The sequence below is a fragment of the Marinobacter flavimaris genome (assembly GCF_002933295.1).
Classification (GTDB): Bacteria; Pseudomonadota; Gammaproteobacteria; order Pseudomonadales; family Oleiphilaceae; genus Marinobacter; species Marinobacter flavimaris.
Genome location: NZ_PSSW01000005.1, coordinates 201,428 through 219,487, shown reverse-complemented (window position 1 = coordinate 219,487; position 18,060 = coordinate 201,428). Strand labels below are relative to the sequence as shown.

Below are 18,060 nucleotides of genomic sequence, written 5' to 3'. Positions count from 1 at the left end.
ACATTTTTTTACAGGGACCTGCGGCCTTGCGTCCCAATGTGTAGGCAGTGAAACACAAATGTCATATTTCTGAAGCATCCTTCCAGCTTCTCAACCAACTGTCTGGTAAGGGTTTTTCGAAAGATGCCGCGATTCACACGGATGACTGCAACACTCCCGGGACTGCTACTGCCCGCTCTTATGGCCTTTCAGGCCCAGGCCTATGACCTGGAAATTCACGGTTCCAATACCGTCGGCGCTACCCTGGCGCCAATGCTGGTTACCGGCTATCTGGAAGAGCATGGCGGCGGACAGGTTGCAGCCAGGGGTACCGGCGTGGAAAACGAAAAAATCCTGCGAGCGCCTGTGAACAATCGGGCGGCCGAGGTGCTGGTTGCAGCGCACGGATCAAGCACCGGCTTCAAGGCGATGGCCGCAGGCAAGGCCGACATCTGGGCCTCTTCCCGCCCGGTAAAACCGCAGGAAGCAGAGCAATTTCGCGCCCGGGCGGACCTCACTGCGCCCGAGAGCGAGCACGTTATTGCCATTGATGGCCTGGCCATTCTGGTGCACCCGTCCAACCCCGTAAGCAAAATGAGCATCGAAACCCTGGGCCGCGTATTCTCCGGGCAGATCCGGAACTGGTCTGAGCTGGGCGGCCCGGACCGCCCGATTCATCTCTACGCCAGAGATGACCGTTCCGGAACCTGGGACACCTTCAAATCCCTGGTTCTTGGAAAACAGTTCGAACTGGACAGCAACGCCAGGCGCTACGAATCCAACGACCAGCTGTCGGATGACGTAAGCAAGGATCCCTCGGGTATTGGTTTCTCGGGCCTCGCCTCAGTGCGTAACAGCAAACTCCTGGCGATCTCGGAAGGCAATGCCCCGGCGCTTCACCCCAACCAGCTCACCGTTGCCAGCGAGGATTATCCGCTATCACGACGCCTGTTCATGTACACGCCCGGGAGTGACGTCCCGCCACTTTCCGCAGGTCTGATTGGCTTTGCCCTCGGCCAGCAAGGCCAGGCACTGGTTGCAGAATCCGGATTCATCTCCCAGAACCCCATCGCGGTCAAGCCGGAATTCGACGAATCGACGCCCGAGAGTTTTCGCCGCCTGACCGGCAACTACCATCGCCTGACGGTCAATTTCCGTTTCTCCGAAGGCCGGACCAAGCTCGACAACAAGGCCCGCCGGGACCTGCAGCGAGTTCAGCAGTATCTGAACCAGAACGGCCGATCCGCTGACGACCTGTTACTCATCGGGTTCGCCGACACCCAGAGCCATGAATTACGTGCCCAGATGATTTCCGAGCTCCGGGCCCTGTCGGTCCGCAAGGCCCTGCAGGAAGTGAACGTGCCGGATGTTGCCTACACGGGTTATGGCCAGTACATGCCGGTGGGCGGCAGCGGCAGCCCGCGCAATGGTCGGGTGGAAGTCTGGATCAAATCCCGATAGCCGAGACCAAAGTCTGAGGAAAAACTGCGGCAATCACCTATCCGCCACGACATCACAGATATGTTTGGGTTTCCTATACTGACGGGGTCATTTCCAACCAACAGACAGGGACAATGGACATCCAAAACGACCACCGTTACGCGATCAACCTGAACGTCCGGGGTATTCAGCCCTCGGCCACCCTTCGAATCAATGAGCTGAGCAATCACCTCAAATCCGAGGGCAAGGACATTATCAAACTCGGGCTGGGGCAGTCCCCTTTCCCGGTTCCCGATCGCGTGGTGGAGGCGCTCAAGGAGCACGCCCACGAAAAGGACTATTTGCCGGTAAAAGGGCTCAAAGGCTTACGCGAGGCAATCGCCGGCTATATTCGCCGGAGTGAGCGCATGCACTGCACCTGGGAAGACGTGCTGATTGGCCCGGGCTCCAAGGAACTGCTGTTCATGCTGCAGCTGGCCTACTATGGTGATCTGCTGATCCCGCGTCCGAGCTGGGTCTCCTATGCCCCGCAAGCCCGGATCATCGGCCGCTCGGTTCACTGGCTGCCAACCCATGCCGAGAACAACTGGCAGCTTACCGCCGAAGAGCTGGATATCATCTGTCGGGATGATCCCTCGCGGCCCCGGATTTTGATCCTGAACTACCCGTCCAACCCCACCGGCTGCACCTACACCGACGACCAGCTACTGGCCATTGCCAATGTGGCCCGAAAATACCGGCTGATCCTGCTCTCCGATGAGATCTACGGTGAGGTGCATTTCGAGGGCAGGCACAAATCCATTGCCCGGTATTACCCGGAAGGCACCATCATCAGTACCGGCCTCAGTAAATGGGCCGGTGCCGGCGGCTGGCGCCTTGGCACATTCATTTTCCCCCGGGAACTGAGGCCCCTGCAGGACGCCATGGCCATCATCGCCAGTGAAACCTACACCGCGACGAGCGCGCCGATCCAACACGCGGCCATTGCAGCGTTCAATGGCGGTGACGACATCGACGAATACCTTAAACAGTCCCGTCGGGTGCTGAAGGTTGTTGGCGAGTACATGCACCGTCGACTGAGCGACATGGGCGCGGTAGTCCAGAAACCGGAAGGCGCGTTCTACCTGTTCCCGGACTTCTCCGGCTTCCGCGAACAACTGGCCAGTAAAGACATCAAGACCAGCCAGGCCCTCTGCCAGGCCCTGCTGGAAAACACCGGCGTGGCCATCCTGCCGGCCAGCGATTTTGGCTTCGTGCCGGATCATCTGGCGGCGCGCCTGGCCTTCGTCGACTTCGACGGCGCCGAATCGTTAGAGCTCGCCGGCGGCGACTATGCCGAACAGGAATTGGGCGACGACTTCGTGAAACAGGCTTGCCCGCGGCTGGTCACCGCCATGGACAAGATGGAGCAGTGGCTGAACAGCCTCTGATCCCGCCGTGTTAGACTGGCGCCCTCATTCTCTAACGGGATATCAACGGGGGCGCCATGTCTGATTCAGTTTCTCTGCTCGAGATTACCGACTTTGCCGAAAACCTGGCCCGCGAGGCCGGCGAACTGATTCGCCGCGAGCGGGACAACAACGCCCTGCGCACCGATTACAAACATCAGACCGAGCTGGTAACCCACGCCGACGTGATGGCGGACGAATTCATCACAGGCGCCATCCGCAAACGCTTCCCCGGCCACCGGATTCTCTCGGAAGAGACCATGCCCGACCTTAGCCAGGCCGAAGAGCTGGATACACCCCTCTGGATCGTCGACCCCATCGATGGCACCGTGAACTATGCCTATGGCCATCCCCAGGTAGCCGTCTCCATTGCCTATGCCGAAAAAGGTCGGGTTCAGGCCGGTGTGGTGCATGCGCCCTTCCCCGGCGAAACCTTCCGGGCGACCCGCTCAGAGGGCGCCACGCTGAACAACCATCCGATCCGCCACAGCGGCGCCACCGTGCCCCGGGATGCCCTGTTTGCAACCGGCTTCCCCTACACCAAGGACGCCCTGGAACCGCTGGTCAAACGCCTGGATGCAATGATTCACCAATGCCGCGACCTGCGGCGCATCGGTTCCGCGGCACTGGATATCTGCTGGGTGGCCTGTGGCCGACTGGATATCTACTATGAAAACGTCAGCCCATGGGACTTCGCCGCCGCCCGCCTGATCGCCCTGGAAGCAGGCGCCACCGCTGGCCATTTCAGTGAAGTGCCCGACGGTTATCCTGCCGACCTCTGGGGCCGCGATATCCTGATTTCGGCACCGGCTCTTTGGGAGCCTGTTCGGTCTATCCTGCGGTCTGCCTCTGGGTACGACTGATTGTGCTTGTGATTGCCTTCGGGGGTTGTCACTAGCCTGTTAACTTCGGGGCGGGCACAGGATGGGAACCTGCTCCCCGGAACCGCTACTAGCACATCCATGTGCGCTTGGCGCCGGCCATCCTTGGCCGTCGACATTCCGGGGAGCAGGTTCCCATCCCGTGCCGACGTCGCTACGGTGATATCGCGAATTCATCTTGGGAAATTTGGTAGGTCGGATTAGACGAAGTCGTAATCCGACACAGTGAAGGTATTCCCAAAGTGTTTTGTTGGATTACCGCTTCGCCTAATCCAACCTACAGGCTTCGTGATTCTATTATTGGAGAGATATCGGAAAGACCGGAAAGGCGGGGGCAGGAAGGGCTTTCCCGAAATGTCGGCGGCCATGGATGGCCGACGCCAAGCGCACATGGATGTGCTCGTAGCGGTTTCGGGAAAGCCCTTCCTGCCTTCGCCTCACCACCGGATCTATCAGGCTACCAAAAGGAGGCCAACTCCAAGCTCAGCCCCAAACACCTTCTGCAACCAACCCCCAACTCTCGTCGAAGTCAGTAGAAGGCAACCGCGAGAACGAGGAGCGGATAAACCGCTGGATCCGCCCTTCAACAAAAACCAGTACAAAGTCCGCGCCGCGAGCAGACGTCGTCCGGGGCCGCAGGCCCTGGCGGATTTCGCCTTCTTTGAGGGTTTGCCGTACCTGGGTTTCCAGGCGCTCGAAGAACTGGGAGGCACGCTTGCGCAGGGTGTCGTTCTCGCCCATCAAAGCATCACCGGTCAGCACACAACACAGCCCCGGATTGCGTTCAGCAAAGACCAGCACCAGGTGCACCAATTGCTGGAGACGAACCCGCACGTCCTCCTGCTCCTGCAGGATCACCTGACAGCGAGAGAACACGGCCTCTTCAGCGAACTCGATAAGCGCCTCGAACATTTTCCGCTTGCTGGGAAAATGGCGATACAAAGCCGCCTCGGTAACGCCCACGGATTTGGCGAGGCCGGCGGTGGTGATTCGGGCACCCGGATCGGTCTCCAGGAGTTCCACAAGAGCATGAAGAATCGCCTCGCGGCGACTGGGTTTCTGATCAGTCATGGCAGGACAGCAGCGCTCTGATTTATCGTTGTCGGGGCCGGTCGTTCAATGCCAGCCCTCGGTTATCGTTAGTCAGGATTGTGCCCGAGATCAGAAGAAGGTGCCATCAATGGGCGAGGATGCACTGGCATAGAGTTTCTTGGGCATCCGGCCTGCCAGGTAGGCTTCACGGCCCGCTTCGATGGCAAGGCGCATGGCATTGGCCATCTTGATGGGATCTCTGGCCTGGGCAATGGCGGTGTTCATCAATACGCCATCACAGCCCAGTTCCATGGCGATGGTGGCATCCGACGCTGTGCCGACGCCCGCATCCACAAGCACCGGCACCCTGGCGTTCTCGACAATCAGGCGGATGTTGTACCGGTTCTGGATCCCCAGGCCGGAACCTATTGGCGCACCGAGGGGCATGATGGCCACACAGCCCATCTCTTCCAGACGCTTGGCCAGCAATGGATCGTCGGAGCAGTAGACCATGACCTTGAAGCCATCCTTGATCAGCTCCTCGGCCGCCACCAGCGTCTCGGTCATGTTCGGATAAAGGGTTTTCTCCTCACCGAGGACTTCCAGCTTCACCAGATCATGGCCATCCAGGAGCTCCCGGGCCAGCTTGCAGGTGCGTACGGCGTCTTTGGCGGTATAGCAGCCGGCCGTGTTGGGCAGAATGGTATAACTGCTCGGGGAAACCACATCCAGCAGGTTCGGCTCATCCGGATTCTGGCCGAGATTGGTACGACGAACCGCAACGGTGACGATCTCCGCACCGCTGGACTCAATGGCATGTCCGGTTTCCATCATGTCACGATATTTGCCAGTACCGACGAGCAAACGGGACTGGTAAACCCGTCCGGCAATTTCGAGGGGTCTGTCTTCTGGAAGCTGGAGTTCGGATGTCTCTGTCATAGTGTTCCTGAATCGTTTGAATACGGGAGGATGGAAACCGACGTGATCGGTGGGTTAGGCGGAGCGGGCTGTTCAGCCGCCGCCAATAGCGTGAACGACTTCTACACGGTCGCCATCGCTCAGGGTAAATTCCGGGTGCCGGCTGCGTGGCACGATATCCTCGTTCACCTCAACCGCCAGCCGCTTGCCCGCGAGAGCCATCTTCTCAATCAGCGTGGCAATGGTTGCACCATTTGGCAGCTCCATTGCATCGCCATTTACCTGAACCTGCATCGTGACTCCTGACCCTCTGTATTCATCTACTTGTTCCGGCGGAGACCGGAGGTTATTAACAGCGCCCAGCCCACCATGAAACACACCCCGCCGATGGGCGTGATCGGGCCGATCCAGCGGATGTCTGTCAGCACCAGCAGGTAAAGACTGCCACTGAATAACAGGATGCCGGCCAGAAAGAATCCCGCCGACCAACCCAGCAATTTCCTGGGCAGGCCCTGTCCGGCCAGCAATGCCAGCAGAACCAGCGCAATGGAATGATACATTTGATATGTGACGGCGGTCTGGAAAACTTCAAGGCCCCGCTCACTGACCAGATTGCGCAGCCCGTGTGCACCGAAAGCGCCGGCCATCACTGCCACCAGGGCCAGAAAAGCACCTGCCAACAGCGGTAACCGAAGAATCCCTCTCCTGGCCGGTTGTACGGATTCAGCAGTCACAGTGGATCTTTTCTCCCGAATCCAGGTTCATCATGGTCAGTGCGCCACCCCAGACACACCCGGTGTCCAGGCCGATAAAACGGTCACTACCGGTTTTTCCTTCCAGGGCTGCCCAGTGGCCAAACACCACCCGTACATCGTCATTGCGGGGAAAATGAAACCACGGCTGGTAACCTTCCGGCGCGCTGTCGACGCTTTCCTTGGCCGCCAGTTCCAGAGAGCCATCCTCGGCAATAAAGCGCATGCGGGTGAAATAGTTGGTAATGACCCGCCAGCGGTCCATTCCCTGCAGGGACTCGTCCCAGCGCTCGGGCTGATTGCCGTACATGTGGGTAAAGTATTCCTCGGCGGTTTCGCCCCGGATCACGGCTTCAACTTCCCTGGCACACTCCATTGCCTGGCTGACCGTCCAGATATGGGGCAAACCGGCGTGGGTCATCACCAGATTCCGGGCCGGGTCGTGAACACAGAGATTCTGCTGCCGGAGCCAGTTAACCAGCCGCTCGTGATCCGGAGCGTCAAGGATATCGGACAGGGTGTCTTTGCGACGCGTCTGATGACCGCCCAGGGACACCGCCAGCAGATGCAGGTCGTGATTGCCAAGCACGACGACCGCCGAATCCCCAAGGCTCTCGATATATCTCAAGGTTTCCAGCGAAGACGGGCCGCGGTTGATCAAATCACCGGCCACCCATAGACGGTCACGGGAGGGAGAGAAATCCACTTTCTCCAGGACATCCCTGAGACGCTCGTAACAGCCCTGAATATCGCCGATCGCGTAGTCAGTCATCACTTACCTCGTTTGCCGGATTGGCTGCACCCTTCTCGGTAAAAAGCAGGTCGGCAATCGCCACGAAATCGGCCAGCGCGAGGTTCTCCGGTCGCAGACCGTCATTGATGCCAAGGCTCCGGAGCTGTTCGGCCGACACCATGCCGCCCAGTGCCTTGCGGAGAGTTTTCCGCCGGGCGTTAAAGGCTGTGCGGACCACAGCCTGAAGTGTCGTCAAATCCTTCGCCGGGTGTGGCAGGGTCTTGTGAGGCACCAATCGGACAATCGCCGAATCCACCTTGGGCGCCGGTCGGAAAGCGCCGGGCCCAACTTCAAACAGCGGCTGAACCCGGCAGAAATACTGGGTCATGATGCCAAGACGCCCGTAATTGTTGTCACCCGGCACCGCTGCCATTCGTTGAACCACCTCTTTCTGCAGCATGAAGTGCATATCCTGCACAACACCGGCCTGGGACAGCAGGTGGAAAATCAGCGGTGTGGAAATGTTGTACGGCAAATTACCGATGATCCGCAGGGGGCGATCCACCATGAGCTGGCTGAAATCAAACTTGAGTGCGTCCGCCTCGTGAATCCGGAATTCGGGATAGTTGAAGAACTTGGTGCGCAGCACGGGAATCAGGTCCCGATCCAGTTCTACCACCTGGAGCTTCGGGTTCACCGCCAGTATTTCCTCGGTCAGTGCGCCCAGGCCAGGGCCAATCTCCACGATGGCGTCATCAGGTTTCGGGTTAATGGCGCGGATGATCTGCTCTATGACCCCCGGATCATGGAGGAAATTCTGGCCAAACCGTTTTCTGGCCTGATGGCCGGCTTTGTTGCTCACGAACGGGTCTCTTCAATTGCAGATTTTCGACAACGAGCCATTTGCTCGCCTACCTTCAGGGCCGTATGCAGACTGCCGGCATCGGCTCGACCGGTTCCCGCCAGATCCAGAGCCGTACCATGATCCACGGACGTGCGCACAATCGGCAGCCCCAGGGTAATGTTCACCGCACGCCCAAAGCCCTGAAACTTCAGCACCGGCAGCCCCTGGTCATGATACATGGCCAGAACCGCATCGGCCTGGTCGAGCCAGTGCGGAGTAAACAGGGTATCCGCAGGTAAAGGTCCGGTCAGAGAAATGCCTTCGGCACGCAGAGCCTCCAGGGTTGGCTCGATGGTGTCGATTTCCTCCCGACCAAGGTGACCACCTTCGCCGGCATGAGGATTCAGGCCGGCCACCAGTATCCTGGGCCGGGCAACACCGAAGAACTTTTTCAGATCAGCATCGAGAATTCGCGTTACCTGAGTCAGGCGCTCCGGGGTAATGGCGGCGGATACGTCCTTGAGCGGTAAGTGGGTAGTAACAAGCGCAACCCGCAACTCTTCGGTCGCCAGCATCATGACCACACGATCCACACCGCAGAGCTCCTGCAGGAACTCGGTATGGCCGCTGAACGCGATGCCGGCATCGTTGATAACGCCCTTATGGACAGGCGCCGTCACCATGCCGTCAAAATCGCCGCTGAGGCAGCCGTTAGCGGCGACTTCCAGCGTTCTGAGCACATAAGCACCGCTGCCGGTATCCAGTGTGCCCGGTTCATGATTGGCACAACCGTCCACATGCAGAACCGACAGCAGGCCTGCCTCCATTTCCGGCGAATCTCCGGGCTGCCAGGCACGCAGTTCAACCGCCAGGTTCATTTGCTTCGCCCGGGCCTCCAGCAATGGCCCGCTGGCAACCACCACCACACCTGCACTCCGGGCCTCAAGAGCCAGTTGCAGGCACAACTCCGGACCAATGCCGGCAGGTTCGCCGGCCGTCAGTGCCAGCACCACGGGATTACTCATCAGGAGACTGGCTCTTCTTCCGCCGGTTCGTCCTTAGCGTACTCGCCCTTGAACTCGACAAAGGCCTCATCGCGGATCTCCTGAAGCCAGTTCTGCAGTTCGGTCTCAAACTTGCGGCGATAGATGGCCTGGCGGGCCTCGGCGTCGCGCACATCACCGCTGATGTCTTTCTGGCGGCGCTCCTGAACCTGCAGAATGTGCCAGCCAAACTGGGAACGGAACGGCCCGCGCAACTCCCCAATATCAGCATCGAGCATGGCCTGCTCAAACGCCGGCACCATCTGGCCCGGGCTTACCCAGCCCAGATTACCGCCATCGGAGCCAGACACCGGATCATCGGAGTACTCTCTGGCCAGCGCACTGAAGCTGGCTCCATTCTGAAGCTGCTGGTACAGATCCCGAATCACGGTTTCAGCCTGGCTGTCCGTCGTGGCTTCGGAAGGCCGAACCAGAATGTGACGGACACGGTGCTGCTGGATCATCTGCTGCTGCTCGCCGCCTCGCTTGTCCATCACCATTACCAGGTGGAAGCCGCTGTTGTTTTCCAGGACGTCTGAGGGCTCACCCACCGGCAGCTCCGGCACGACCGGAGCAACCAGAGACGGCAGCTGACCCTCGGCACGCCAGCCCATATCGCCACCTTCCAGGGCATTACTGGCATCAGACTCGGCAACAGCCACTTCGCGGAAATCACGGCCATTGGCGATCTCACTGCGCAGCCGCTCGGCTTTCTCCCTTGCGGCATCCACCTCCGCCTCATCAGAGGGGTCGTCTACGCTCACAAAGATGTACGCCAGCCGGTACTGAGCGTTATTCCCTCCACGGGCCTCCAGACTTTCCAGATAGTTTTCAACTTCCCGATCAGTCACCCGAACCCGGTTGCCGACCTGGCGCTGCTGAACCCGGCTGGTCAGCATTTCCTTGCGGATCTGTTCGCGGGCCTGGTTGTAAGTCACGCCTTCGGCTTCGAGCTGGTTTTCAAACTGCGGCAGGCTCATGCCATTGCGTTCGGCAATGTTGGCCATGGTTTCGTTCAACTCGTTATCGCTGATGCGCATACCGGCCCGATCTGCCATCTGCATCTGGATCGATTCGGTGATCAGTTGGTCAAGCACACGCTCTTCGAGGACCTGCCTTGGCGGCAGCGCCGTGCCCTGTGCACTGAGGCGACTGGTGATGGTGTTGATTCGGGCCTCCAACTCGGTCTGAAGGATGACATCCTCATCGACGATGGCCACTACCTGGTCCAGCAACTTACGCTCGGCCTGAACAGACAACGGGGCCAGGACGGCTAGAAGAACCAGTAACGCTTGTACACCATGGCGAAGGGTCGCCTTCATAATCACCTCTACAAATAGAATTTGAGCTTTTCTGGCGTTTTGGGGGCCTTAGTCCGGGATCCAGTCAGGGAGTTCCAAAACGACGACGCTCCCTTTCATCAAAACCGTAAATGGCCTCGGAAATACTCGATGATGCACCATCGCTGCCGCCCAGGCCCTTTAGCTGGATCTGGAACAGTATGCGGCTATCGAGCTCGCGGTCATCGGTCAGATAGTTCTGGTGAACCACCTGAACACTCCAGCAGCAGTTATTGTATTCCAGCCCGGCCAGGGATCCGACGGTTCGATCAAGGTCGGAGTCGTAGACCCAGCGGCCGATCAGACTAACACGGTCCGAGACCGGGAAAACCGCCGCGATATCCGACTGTTCCAGTTCGCCCCGGCTGTAAGTGTGCCCCACACTGGCCAGGTACCGGTAGTCAGTGGAGTGAAAGGTTAACTGGCTGCGGCCTTCCTCGGTATCCCCGGTATCAGGATCCCACAATCCGGAGGAGCGGATTTCCAGGGTATCGAGTGGGTTCAGCACGACTTCGCCCGCCAGCGGTGAACGGCTCCGGGTACCGGCACCCTCGCCGAACAACGTCACTTCGCGATCCTCGAAATACTGTACCTGTCCAATACTGAATCGGGCACGCTCCGCACCGGTGAGGAGGTCATTGAAACGGCTGGTCAGGGCAACGGTCAACTGGTTGGCATCGCCTACCCGGTCACCGCCGGTGAACCGGTCCGGTCGAAACAGCTGTTCAAAACGGAAGGTCTGGAGGTCGGTGTCAAAATCCGGGATGTCGTTCTGATCCGGATCGGCATCGGCCCAGGCGTAATATAGCCGGGGCTCCAGAGTCTGGTTGTAGGGCACATCAAACAGGCGGCTCTGTCGGTCGAAATACAACCCGTTATCCCACTCGGCAACCGGCACGGTGCGATCGAAACTGCCATCCCCCAGCACGTAGTCGTCCAGGTTGTAGCGGGTGTAATCCACGCTTACCGACGGCCGACTGAACCCCCACAACGCCCGCATGGGCAACGCCAGTTCCGGCCGCGCCCGGAAACGCTGCCCGTTGGCCCGATCCAGACCGGTCAGTGCTTCGTTGTCCCGGTAAAACACTGTGTACTGGCTTTCCAGGTTCGCCTCCACAATCCCTGCGCCGGTCTGGCCTGCGTAGATCACTTCCGGCAACTGGGCATAGGGCTTGTCCACATCGGCAATGCGATCACTGATGGTCTGGTAATCGTTGAGGTAGGCATCGAAATACTGCTTGTCGCTTCGGTAGGTAACCCCGCCCTTTCTCTGCAAATGAGTGGCCTGATTGATCTCCAGGCTGCGGTTCAGATCGCTGAGATAGTCCTCATCGCTCACCACGGAAAAATCTCCGTAGCCCCGCCAGCCACGGCCAAAGGCAGCCCGGGTTGTGGCATCCAGGGCCCAGCGCTCACCGGATTCACCGGGGTTTTCCTCCTGAAACGCCGAATCGTTGCCGATGTACCCGAGCTGCAGAGTAGTTTCCCCGAGAGAGCTGAGATACCGGCCCTCGACTTCGTTGAACAGGCCCCGGCCATGAATGTACTGGGGCGTCAGCGTCGCGTCGTAATGGAGTGCCAGATTGAAGTAGTAGGGCACGGCAAGAAAGCCACCGCTGCCGGCACTGGAAGAGCCGAACTGCGGGTAAAGGAAACCGGACTTGCGGCGATCATCAATAGGAAAGCTTGCCCACGGCCAATAGAACACCGGCACATCAAGGACTTCCAATCGAACGTGTTTGGCGGTACCGAATCCTTGCGCCCGATCCAGCCTGATATCCGAGGCAACGATGGCCCAGTCATTCTGGCTGGGACCACAGGTGGTCAGAAAGCCATCTGCAATGACGACCTGCTGCTCGCTGATGCGCGACAGGCTGCCTGCACGACCGCGCATTTCCGGACCATGCAGCAGGAATGTCGCAGTGTTGATGTCCAGGCGTCCGCTATCGACGTCGTAGTTCGCGTTCTCACCGGTGAGAAGGAAACCCTCGCCGCGACTGACCAGCGGCCCCTGCACCGATACTGCACCCTCCTCCTGGCTGTAGCGCGCCTCTGAACCGGTTACCTGAAAGCCGCCCTGGCGAATGCGGACATCTCCCTCAAGGAACAGCGTCCGGTCTATCTCATAGCGAGCGTTCAAGCCGCTGGCTTCCAGCGGTTGCTCGGAATCGCTGCCAACGGCAAACGCACTGCCAACGCCATTGGCGCGACCGGAAGGCAGATACCCCCCTTCGCAGAAAAGGGGCAACGAGGCCCGGGCCTCGGCTGGCAGCTCTGCTCTGGGCCGCCAATCTATTTCCGCCGCAGACGGTGGTGTCTGGGCATGCCCATCCGTAACGCCCAACCCAAAAACCGCAGCCAGCAATACACGGCCATACCGGCTCTGCCACCGGATTTCCGGCGATTGCAGTGGGCGTTCGGGACATGGCACGGTGGCTGGATCCTGTTCCGGGTGAATTGGAGGACGGGCAATAATAAACGCCGCCTAGTTTACACGTGCCCTGAAGGGTTGTTAACGGAAACTCCGCTGCAAAACCGATTTACCCTCTTTATACTCGTCTGCTAACTTTCGCTGTCAGCGACAACTTTTTTCAGGATCGCAACCCGAACTATGGATACCCGCCTGCAGTTGCTGACCAACTGGGTCAGACAATTTCCCGGCTTCGAACAGTGCGAAGCCGAACCGGTTTCCGGCGATGCCAGTTTTCGCCGTTATTTCCGGGTCTGGCAGCACGCAAATCCGACGACCGCTCCCGGGGACGGTGCACCGTTTATCGTGATGGATGCGCCCCCGGAACATGAGGACTGCGAGCCCTTCGTGGCCATCGCCCGGCACTGGCACCGGCAGGGTATTGCAGTGCCGGACATTGTGCAGGCTGATCTGAAGCAGGGCTTCCTGTTACTGGAGGATTTTGGCGACCAGCTGATGCTTGGCCGACTGAACACGGAGTCCGCCGACCAGCTCTACAGGAACGCTCTGCAAGAGCTGACCCTGATCGCGAGCCAGACCTCCCCCAGTGATTACCCGCTACCGCCTTACGATGCCACCCTGCTTGAGCGGGAAATGGCGCTGTTCCCGGACTGGCTTCTTGAGAGGCATCTGGGCATGAACCTGGAAAACAGCGAGCGGGCCCTGCTGGACACGACCTTTTCCATGCTGCGGGAAAGCGCCCTGGCGCAACCGGAAGTGACGGTCCATCGGGACTACCATTCCCGAAACCTGCTGGTTCGCCAAGACCAACCTCGCCCGGGTGTTATCGATTTCCAGGACGCGGTTACCGGGCCGGTCACTTACGATGTGGTCTCACTGCTGAAAGACTGCTACATCCAATGGCCAGAGAAGCGCATCTGCAAATGGCTGGAAGACTACCGCCAGAGCAGCCTCGAGGCTGGCCTGCACCGTGCGGACCCGGAGACCTTCCGCCAGTGGTTTGAACTGATGGGCATGCAGCGGCACCTGAAAGCTGCCGGCATTTTTGCCCGGCTATCGATCCGCGATGGCAAGCACGGCTATCTCAAGGACATTCCCCGAACCGTCCATTACCTGATCGTTGCCAGCGGTCGACAGCCAGCCCTGCGTCACTTCCACGAATGGCTGAGCGATAGGGTTATGCCCCGGATCGAGACGAGCATCGGCCCGGCCCCGGGTCAGGAGCACTTGCCCCAGTGAAGGCCATGATTCTCGCAGCCGGCAAAGGTGAACGCATGCGGCCACTGACGCTGGCCACACCAAAGCCCCTGTTAAGGGCCGCTGGCAAGCCTCTGATCACCTATCATCTGGAGCACCTGCGGCGGGCGGGAATCCGTGAGGTGGTGATCAATCATGCCTGGCTGGGCGACCAGATTGAGGAAACCCTGGGAAACGGCGAAGGGTTCGGGCTATCCATTCAATATTCCCGGGAAGGCGAGCCGCTGGAAACCGCCGGTGGCATCGTGCGCGCTCTGCCTCTGCTTGCCGATGACAAATCTGACTGGTTTCTGGCGATCAACGGCGATATCTGGAGCGATTTCGACCTTTCTGGACTGACACCGCCGCCTGACGCAGACGCCCTGCTGGTGGTCACCAGCAATCCGCCACACCATCCCGAAGGTGACTTTCACCTCACTGACCAGGGAGTACTCCATAGTGATGGCCCGGACAATCTGACCTTCACCGGCATTAGCCTGTTACACCGGCGCCTGTTCGAGGGGCTGAGCGATCAGGCGGGGAAACTGGGGCCGGTGCTTCGCGATGCCATGAGCAGAGGCCGGGTAAAGGGTCTTTTCCATCCCGGACAGTGGGTGGACGTCGGCACCCCGGAACGCCTGCAGGCGCTCGACCGGCAACTGGGCTCCAGGGAACCTGAAAGTCATGGCAGGCGATAACAGACAACCGGCACTGCCGCCCCGAATGGAAGCCGAATTTTCCAGCTTGATGCGGGAACTCTCGGCCTGTGGTCACCAGGCCCCCGCTCTGATTGAGCGCGCCCGCCTTCCCCGCTGGTGCCGACATTCCCTGTTTTTCTTCCTCGGCTATATCGCCAAGGCAGACGGACGCGTCACCGAAGCCGACATCGGTTATGCCGAGTCGCTGATCAAGGCCATGAGGCTGTCCAGACGCCAGCGCAGGCGAGCCATTGGCTGGTTCCAGCAGGGCAAGTCGGCCGGGCAGCTGCCGTTCATCCGCGGGCTGGCCATGCGACTTTCCCGCCGTCTCTGGCCCGCTCCCGCGTTGAAAACCGCCATCTGTCTCTGCCACGCCAGCCAGCTTAACGGCCGCCCCGGCAAACCCAGACGTTATCGCTGCGAGGACGCCATTGACCAGATTGGTCTGCCGGTAAGCATCAGCGAGGATATTTTCGACAGTTATGCAAGCAAGGTCTGGACCCGGCACAGCGAGAACCTTTCCAGACCCACCAGCTATCAGCAGGCCTGTGAACTTCTAGGCGTTACCCGCCGGGATTCCCTGGAAGTGATCAAACGGGCCTACCGCAAGAAGATATCCGAGTGCCACCCGGACAAGCTTGCCCAACAGCAGGTCAGTGACCGCGACCGAAGCCTGGCCAAGGAACGCCTGCTCCACTACCAACAGGCCTGGGAACTGATAAAGCGGCACAACACCCTCCGCCCCTAACGCTCGCGGGATTCCAGCCAGGCGGCAACACGACTGGCCACGCCATCGCCCAGAGTCTCAGGCGCAGGGCTGATCCAGGCAATCGGTTGTCGCTCAAAGCCGCTCATTCCGGCGCGCCGCAACTGCATGCCAATACTCCAGCCCGATTGATCATCAGCCGTCCCTTGTGGATACAGCTCCAACAAATCAGTGCCGAGCGACTCCAGACGGTCCGGCAGACCTGACCGGTCAACGGGATAAAACCGAGGCGCCACCCAGATCAGGGCAGAGGCATCGGCGCTATCCAGTACCCGGTTGGTCACATGGATACTGGCTCGCCCGACACCAAGAACTGCCGGAGCTTCATAGCCCCGCTCAACCAGCAGGGCCAGCCCTGCCTGCAGCATCTGGTTGATGCGGCTTCTGTAGCGCGCCTCAAGATCATCGGCACTCTCGGATGAGGCCATGACATCGATCATGACTGAATCTGATGCCCCCTCCTCGCCCGCGCCTGCTTCAGCCGCCGGCGGCTCCATCACGGGTCGCATCAGGAACTCATTCAGAACCGGAGAGGGCGACTCCAGACCAAGCGTAAGGACGGCCCAGCCCCGGGAAGCCAGCCCCGCTGCCAGTGAGCCGGTTACCCCGGAAGCGGCAGTTTCACCTTCGTCCGACAGAACCAGCACCGCACCGCGAGCCGGCAACCTGGCTTCCGGGTAGAACAGGCCCAGCGACCTATCACCCTCCTCAAGCTCCAGCCATACCGCTGACTCGGGAAAACGCTGGATCAGGGAGCGTTCGCCGGTGCCTGTCCAGATCAGGGCCCGACTCGCAGACTCTGACGCCTCGACGCCTTCGGCCTCACCGGCCGTCCCGCTCTCTTCCTGCCCGAGGGTGATGGACGGTGCGACACACATCAGCGCCAGGACAAAAAGCCAGAACACGCCGGGCCGGTAAATCTCGAATCTCTGCACAGATACTGATCCTTTGACTGCGAAAAAACGCCACTGAGCTGTTAGACTAGCAGCCATCCTGAATGTGCGGCAGGGACCGCTGACCAAGCCATTATCCATTGTTGTGAGAGAGCCGTCATGAACCCTTACCTGATTGCCCCATCCATCCTGTCCGCCGATTTTGCCCGTCTTGGCGAGGAAGTCGATAACGTGCTGGCCGCCGGCGCCGACGTGGTGCACTTCGATGTGATGGACAATCACTACGTACCCAACCTCACCATTGGCCCCATGGTCTGCGAGGCGCTGCGCAAGCACGGCGTGACCGCCCCCATCGATGTGCACCTGATGGTGTCGCCGGTGGACGACCTCATCCGTATGTTTATCGACGCCGGGGCCAGTTACATTACCTTCCACCCGGAAGCGACCAACCACATTGATCGCTCACTGCAGCTGATCCGCGACGGTGGCTGCCAGGCGGGCCTGGTGTTCAACCCGGCCACGCCGCTGCATTACATGGATCATGTGATGGACAAACTGGACATGGTGCTGATGATGTCGGTCAACCCCGGCTTCGGTGGCCAGAAGTTCATTCCCGGCACGCTCGACAAACTCCGGGAGGCCCGCAAACGCATCGATGCCAGTAACTACAATATCCGCCTGGAAATCGACGGTGGCGTGAAGACCGAGAACATCCGGGAAATCGCCGAGGCCGGTGCCGACACCTTCGTGGCGGGATCTGCCATCTTTAACACCGACGACTATAAAACCACCATTGATGCCATGCGCGAAGAACTGGAGCAGGCCCGCAGGGTGATCAGCCAATGAGCCTGGCAGGGCTGTTCAATCCACGCTGGCCGGGGGTTGCCCTGTTTGATCTCGACGGCACCCTGGTGGACAGTGCACCGGATCTGGCGGCCGCCGTGGACCAGATGCTGGCGCATCTTGGGCGCTCACCGGCGGGCATTGACCGGGTACGGAACTGGGTAGGCAATGGCGCCAGCGTTCTGGTGCGCCGGGCCCTGGCCGGCCAGGTGGACTGGGAACCGGCGCGACCAAAAGACGAGGCCCTGTTCAAGGATGCCCTGGCGATTTTCTATCACGCCTACGGCACGCTCAACGGACAGCATTCGGTAGTCTACGCCGGCGTCGAGGCCTGTCTCACGCATCTGAAGAACCAGGGCTGCCGGCTGGGCATCGTCACCAACAAGCCGGAACAGTTTGTGGCACCGCTGCTTGAGCAAATGGGACTGGATCACTGGTTCGACCTGACCGTGGGTGGTGACACCCTGCCGGTCAAGAAACCGGACCCCGCTCCCCTGCTTCATGCCATGGAAACCCTGGGTGGCACCCGCGGAACCACGGTCATGGTGGGCGACTCCGCAGCGGATATTAACGCGGCACTGGCCGCGGGCATTCCCTGTGTGGCGGTGCGGTACGGGTATAACTACGGGCCTGCGGTGGATACTCTGGGCGCCGACGCGGTTGTTGATTCGCTGGCCGAGCTTTTGTAACCTCACAAGGAACTTACATTGAGCACTTCTTTACGGGAGATTCCTGCCGTGCAGGGACTGAATCTGACTGCAGCGCGAGGCATCCTGACAACCC

18 protein-coding genes are annotated in these 18,060 nt (G+C 59.9%); 8 read left to right on the top strand and 10 right to left on the bottom strand.

Annotation, left to right across the window (positions count from 1 at the left end):
- The first annotated feature begins 141 nt into the window (after positions 1-141).
- The 3 genes from MDHKLMBL_RS11345 to MDHKLMBL_RS11335 all read left to right on the top strand — a co-directional run bounded on the left by MDHKLMBL_RS11345 (position 142) and on the right by MDHKLMBL_RS11335 (position 3,730).
- A complete protein-coding gene (locus tag MDHKLMBL_RS11345) occupies positions 142-1,440 on the top strand; it encodes a substrate-binding domain-containing protein (RefSeq protein ID WP_227507831.1) in 1,299 nt (432 codons plus the stop codon).
- 113 nt (positions 1,441-1,553) lie between these two features.
- Entirely contained in the window at positions 1,554-2,849 is a 1,296-nt protein-coding gene (locus MDHKLMBL_RS11340; protein ID WP_008173357.1) for a pyridoxal phosphate-dependent aminotransferase, read from the top strand.
- A gap of 56 nt (positions 2,850-2,905) precedes the next feature.
- A complete protein-coding gene (locus MDHKLMBL_RS11335) occupies positions 2,906-3,730 on the top strand; it encodes an inositol monophosphatase family protein (RefSeq protein ID WP_008173359.1) in 825 nt (274 codons plus the stop codon).
- 501 nt (positions 3,731-4,231) lie between these two features.
- On the opposite strand, the gene slmA is transcribed toward MDHKLMBL_RS11335, so the two are convergent.
- The 9 genes from slmA to MDHKLMBL_RS11290 form a co-directional block, all read right to left on the bottom strand.
- Entirely contained in the window at positions 4,232-4,819 is a 588-nt protein-coding gene (slmA, locus tag MDHKLMBL_RS11330) for a nucleoid occlusion factor SlmA (protein WP_008173360.1), read from the bottom strand.
- A 90-nt stretch (positions 4,820-4,909) separates the two neighbouring features.
- Complete coding sequence (locus MDHKLMBL_RS11325) at positions 4,910-5,719, bottom strand: thiazole synthase (protein ID WP_092030486.1); 810 nt, start codon at positions 5,717-5,719, stop codon at positions 4,910-4,912.
- 72 nt (positions 5,720-5,791) lie between these two features.
- Positions 5,792-5,992 (bottom strand): sulfur carrier protein ThiS, encoded by a 201-nt coding sequence (thiS, locus tag MDHKLMBL_RS11320; RefSeq protein WP_064229836.1) that lies wholly within the window; start codon positions 5,990-5,992, stop codon positions 5,792-5,794.
- A 26-nt stretch (positions 5,993-6,018) separates the two neighbouring features.
- Positions 6,019-6,378, bottom strand: coding sequence for a DUF423 domain-containing protein (locus MDHKLMBL_RS11315; RefSeq protein WP_092030488.1), 360 nt, complete (start codon positions 6,376-6,378; stop codon positions 6,019-6,021).
- A gap of 43 nt (positions 6,379-6,421) precedes the next feature.
- Positions 6,422-7,222, bottom strand: coding sequence for a symmetrical bis(5'-nucleosyl)-tetraphosphatase (locus tag MDHKLMBL_RS11310; RefSeq protein ID WP_092030489.1), 801 nt, complete (start codon positions 7,220-7,222; stop codon positions 6,422-6,424).
- Entirely contained in the window at positions 7,215-8,045 is an 831-nt protein-coding gene (rsmA, locus tag MDHKLMBL_RS11305) for a 16S rRNA (adenine(1518)-N(6)/adenine(1519)-N(6))-dimethyltransferase RsmA (RefSeq protein WP_008173367.1), read from the bottom strand. Before rsmA ends, MDHKLMBL_RS11310 begins: the two co-directional genes overlap by 8 nt.
- A complete protein-coding gene (gene pdxA, locus MDHKLMBL_RS11300) occupies positions 8,042-9,052 on the bottom strand; it encodes a 4-hydroxythreonine-4-phosphate dehydrogenase PdxA (RefSeq protein WP_104270819.1) in 1,011 nt (336 codons plus the stop codon). The genes rsmA and pdxA overlap by 4 nt, the downstream gene beginning before the upstream one ends.
- A complete protein-coding gene (locus MDHKLMBL_RS11295; protein ID WP_062786090.1) occupies positions 9,052-10,392 on the bottom strand; it encodes a peptidylprolyl isomerase in 1,341 nt (446 codons plus the stop codon). The genes pdxA and MDHKLMBL_RS11295 overlap by 1 nt, the downstream gene beginning before the upstream one ends.
- Positions 10,393-10,456: 64 nt before the next feature.
- Positions 10,457-12,775 (bottom strand): LPS-assembly protein LptD, encoded by a 2,319-nt coding sequence (locus tag MDHKLMBL_RS11290; RefSeq protein WP_241956224.1) that lies wholly within the window; start codon positions 12,773-12,775, stop codon positions 10,457-10,459.
- A gap of 246 nt (positions 12,776-13,021) precedes the next feature.
- Here MDHKLMBL_RS11290 and MDHKLMBL_RS11285 point away from each other — a divergent pair, with 246 nt between their 5' ends.
- Genes MDHKLMBL_RS11285 through MDHKLMBL_RS11275 form a run of 3 tightly spaced genes read left to right on the top strand, consistent with a single transcriptional unit; the run spans position 13,022 to position 15,523 of the window.
- The gene (locus tag MDHKLMBL_RS11285) at positions 13,022-14,080 is read left to right on the top strand and encodes an aminoglycoside phosphotransferase family protein (RefSeq protein ID WP_104270818.1); all 1,059 of its coding nucleotides are present in this window, start codon (positions 13,022-13,024) and stop codon (positions 14,078-14,080) included.
- Positions 14,077-14,775, top strand: coding sequence for an N-acetylmuramate alpha-1-phosphate uridylyltransferase MurU (gene murU, locus MDHKLMBL_RS11280; protein WP_104270817.1), 699 nt, complete (start codon positions 14,077-14,079; stop codon positions 14,773-14,775). The genes MDHKLMBL_RS11285 and murU overlap by 4 nt, the downstream gene beginning before the upstream one ends.
- Positions 14,762-15,523 (top strand): DnaJ domain-containing protein, encoded by a 762-nt coding sequence (locus MDHKLMBL_RS11275; protein WP_167450402.1) that lies wholly within the window; start codon positions 14,762-14,764, stop codon positions 15,521-15,523. Before murU ends, MDHKLMBL_RS11275 begins: the two co-directional genes overlap by 14 nt.
- Here MDHKLMBL_RS11275 and MDHKLMBL_RS11270 read toward each other — a convergent pair.
- Positions 15,520-16,476, bottom strand: a complete 957-nt coding sequence (locus tag MDHKLMBL_RS11270; protein WP_104270816.1) for a DUF3530 family protein — start codon at positions 16,474-16,476, stop codon at positions 15,520-15,522. The genes MDHKLMBL_RS11275 and MDHKLMBL_RS11270 overlap by 4 nt on opposite strands.
- Positions 16,477-16,593: 117 nt before the next feature.
- Here MDHKLMBL_RS11270 and rpe point away from each other — a divergent pair, with 117 nt between their 5' ends.
- Positions 16,594-17,280 (top strand): ribulose-phosphate 3-epimerase, encoded by a 687-nt coding sequence (gene rpe, locus MDHKLMBL_RS11265; RefSeq protein WP_008173385.1) that lies wholly within the window; start codon positions 16,594-16,596, stop codon positions 17,278-17,280.
- Complete coding sequence (locus MDHKLMBL_RS11260) at positions 17,277-17,966, top strand: phosphoglycolate phosphatase (RefSeq protein ID WP_014578485.1); 690 nt, start codon at positions 17,277-17,279, stop codon at positions 17,964-17,966. The genes rpe and MDHKLMBL_RS11260 overlap by 4 nt, the downstream gene beginning before the upstream one ends.
- Positions 17,967-18,060 lie beyond the last annotated feature (94 nt).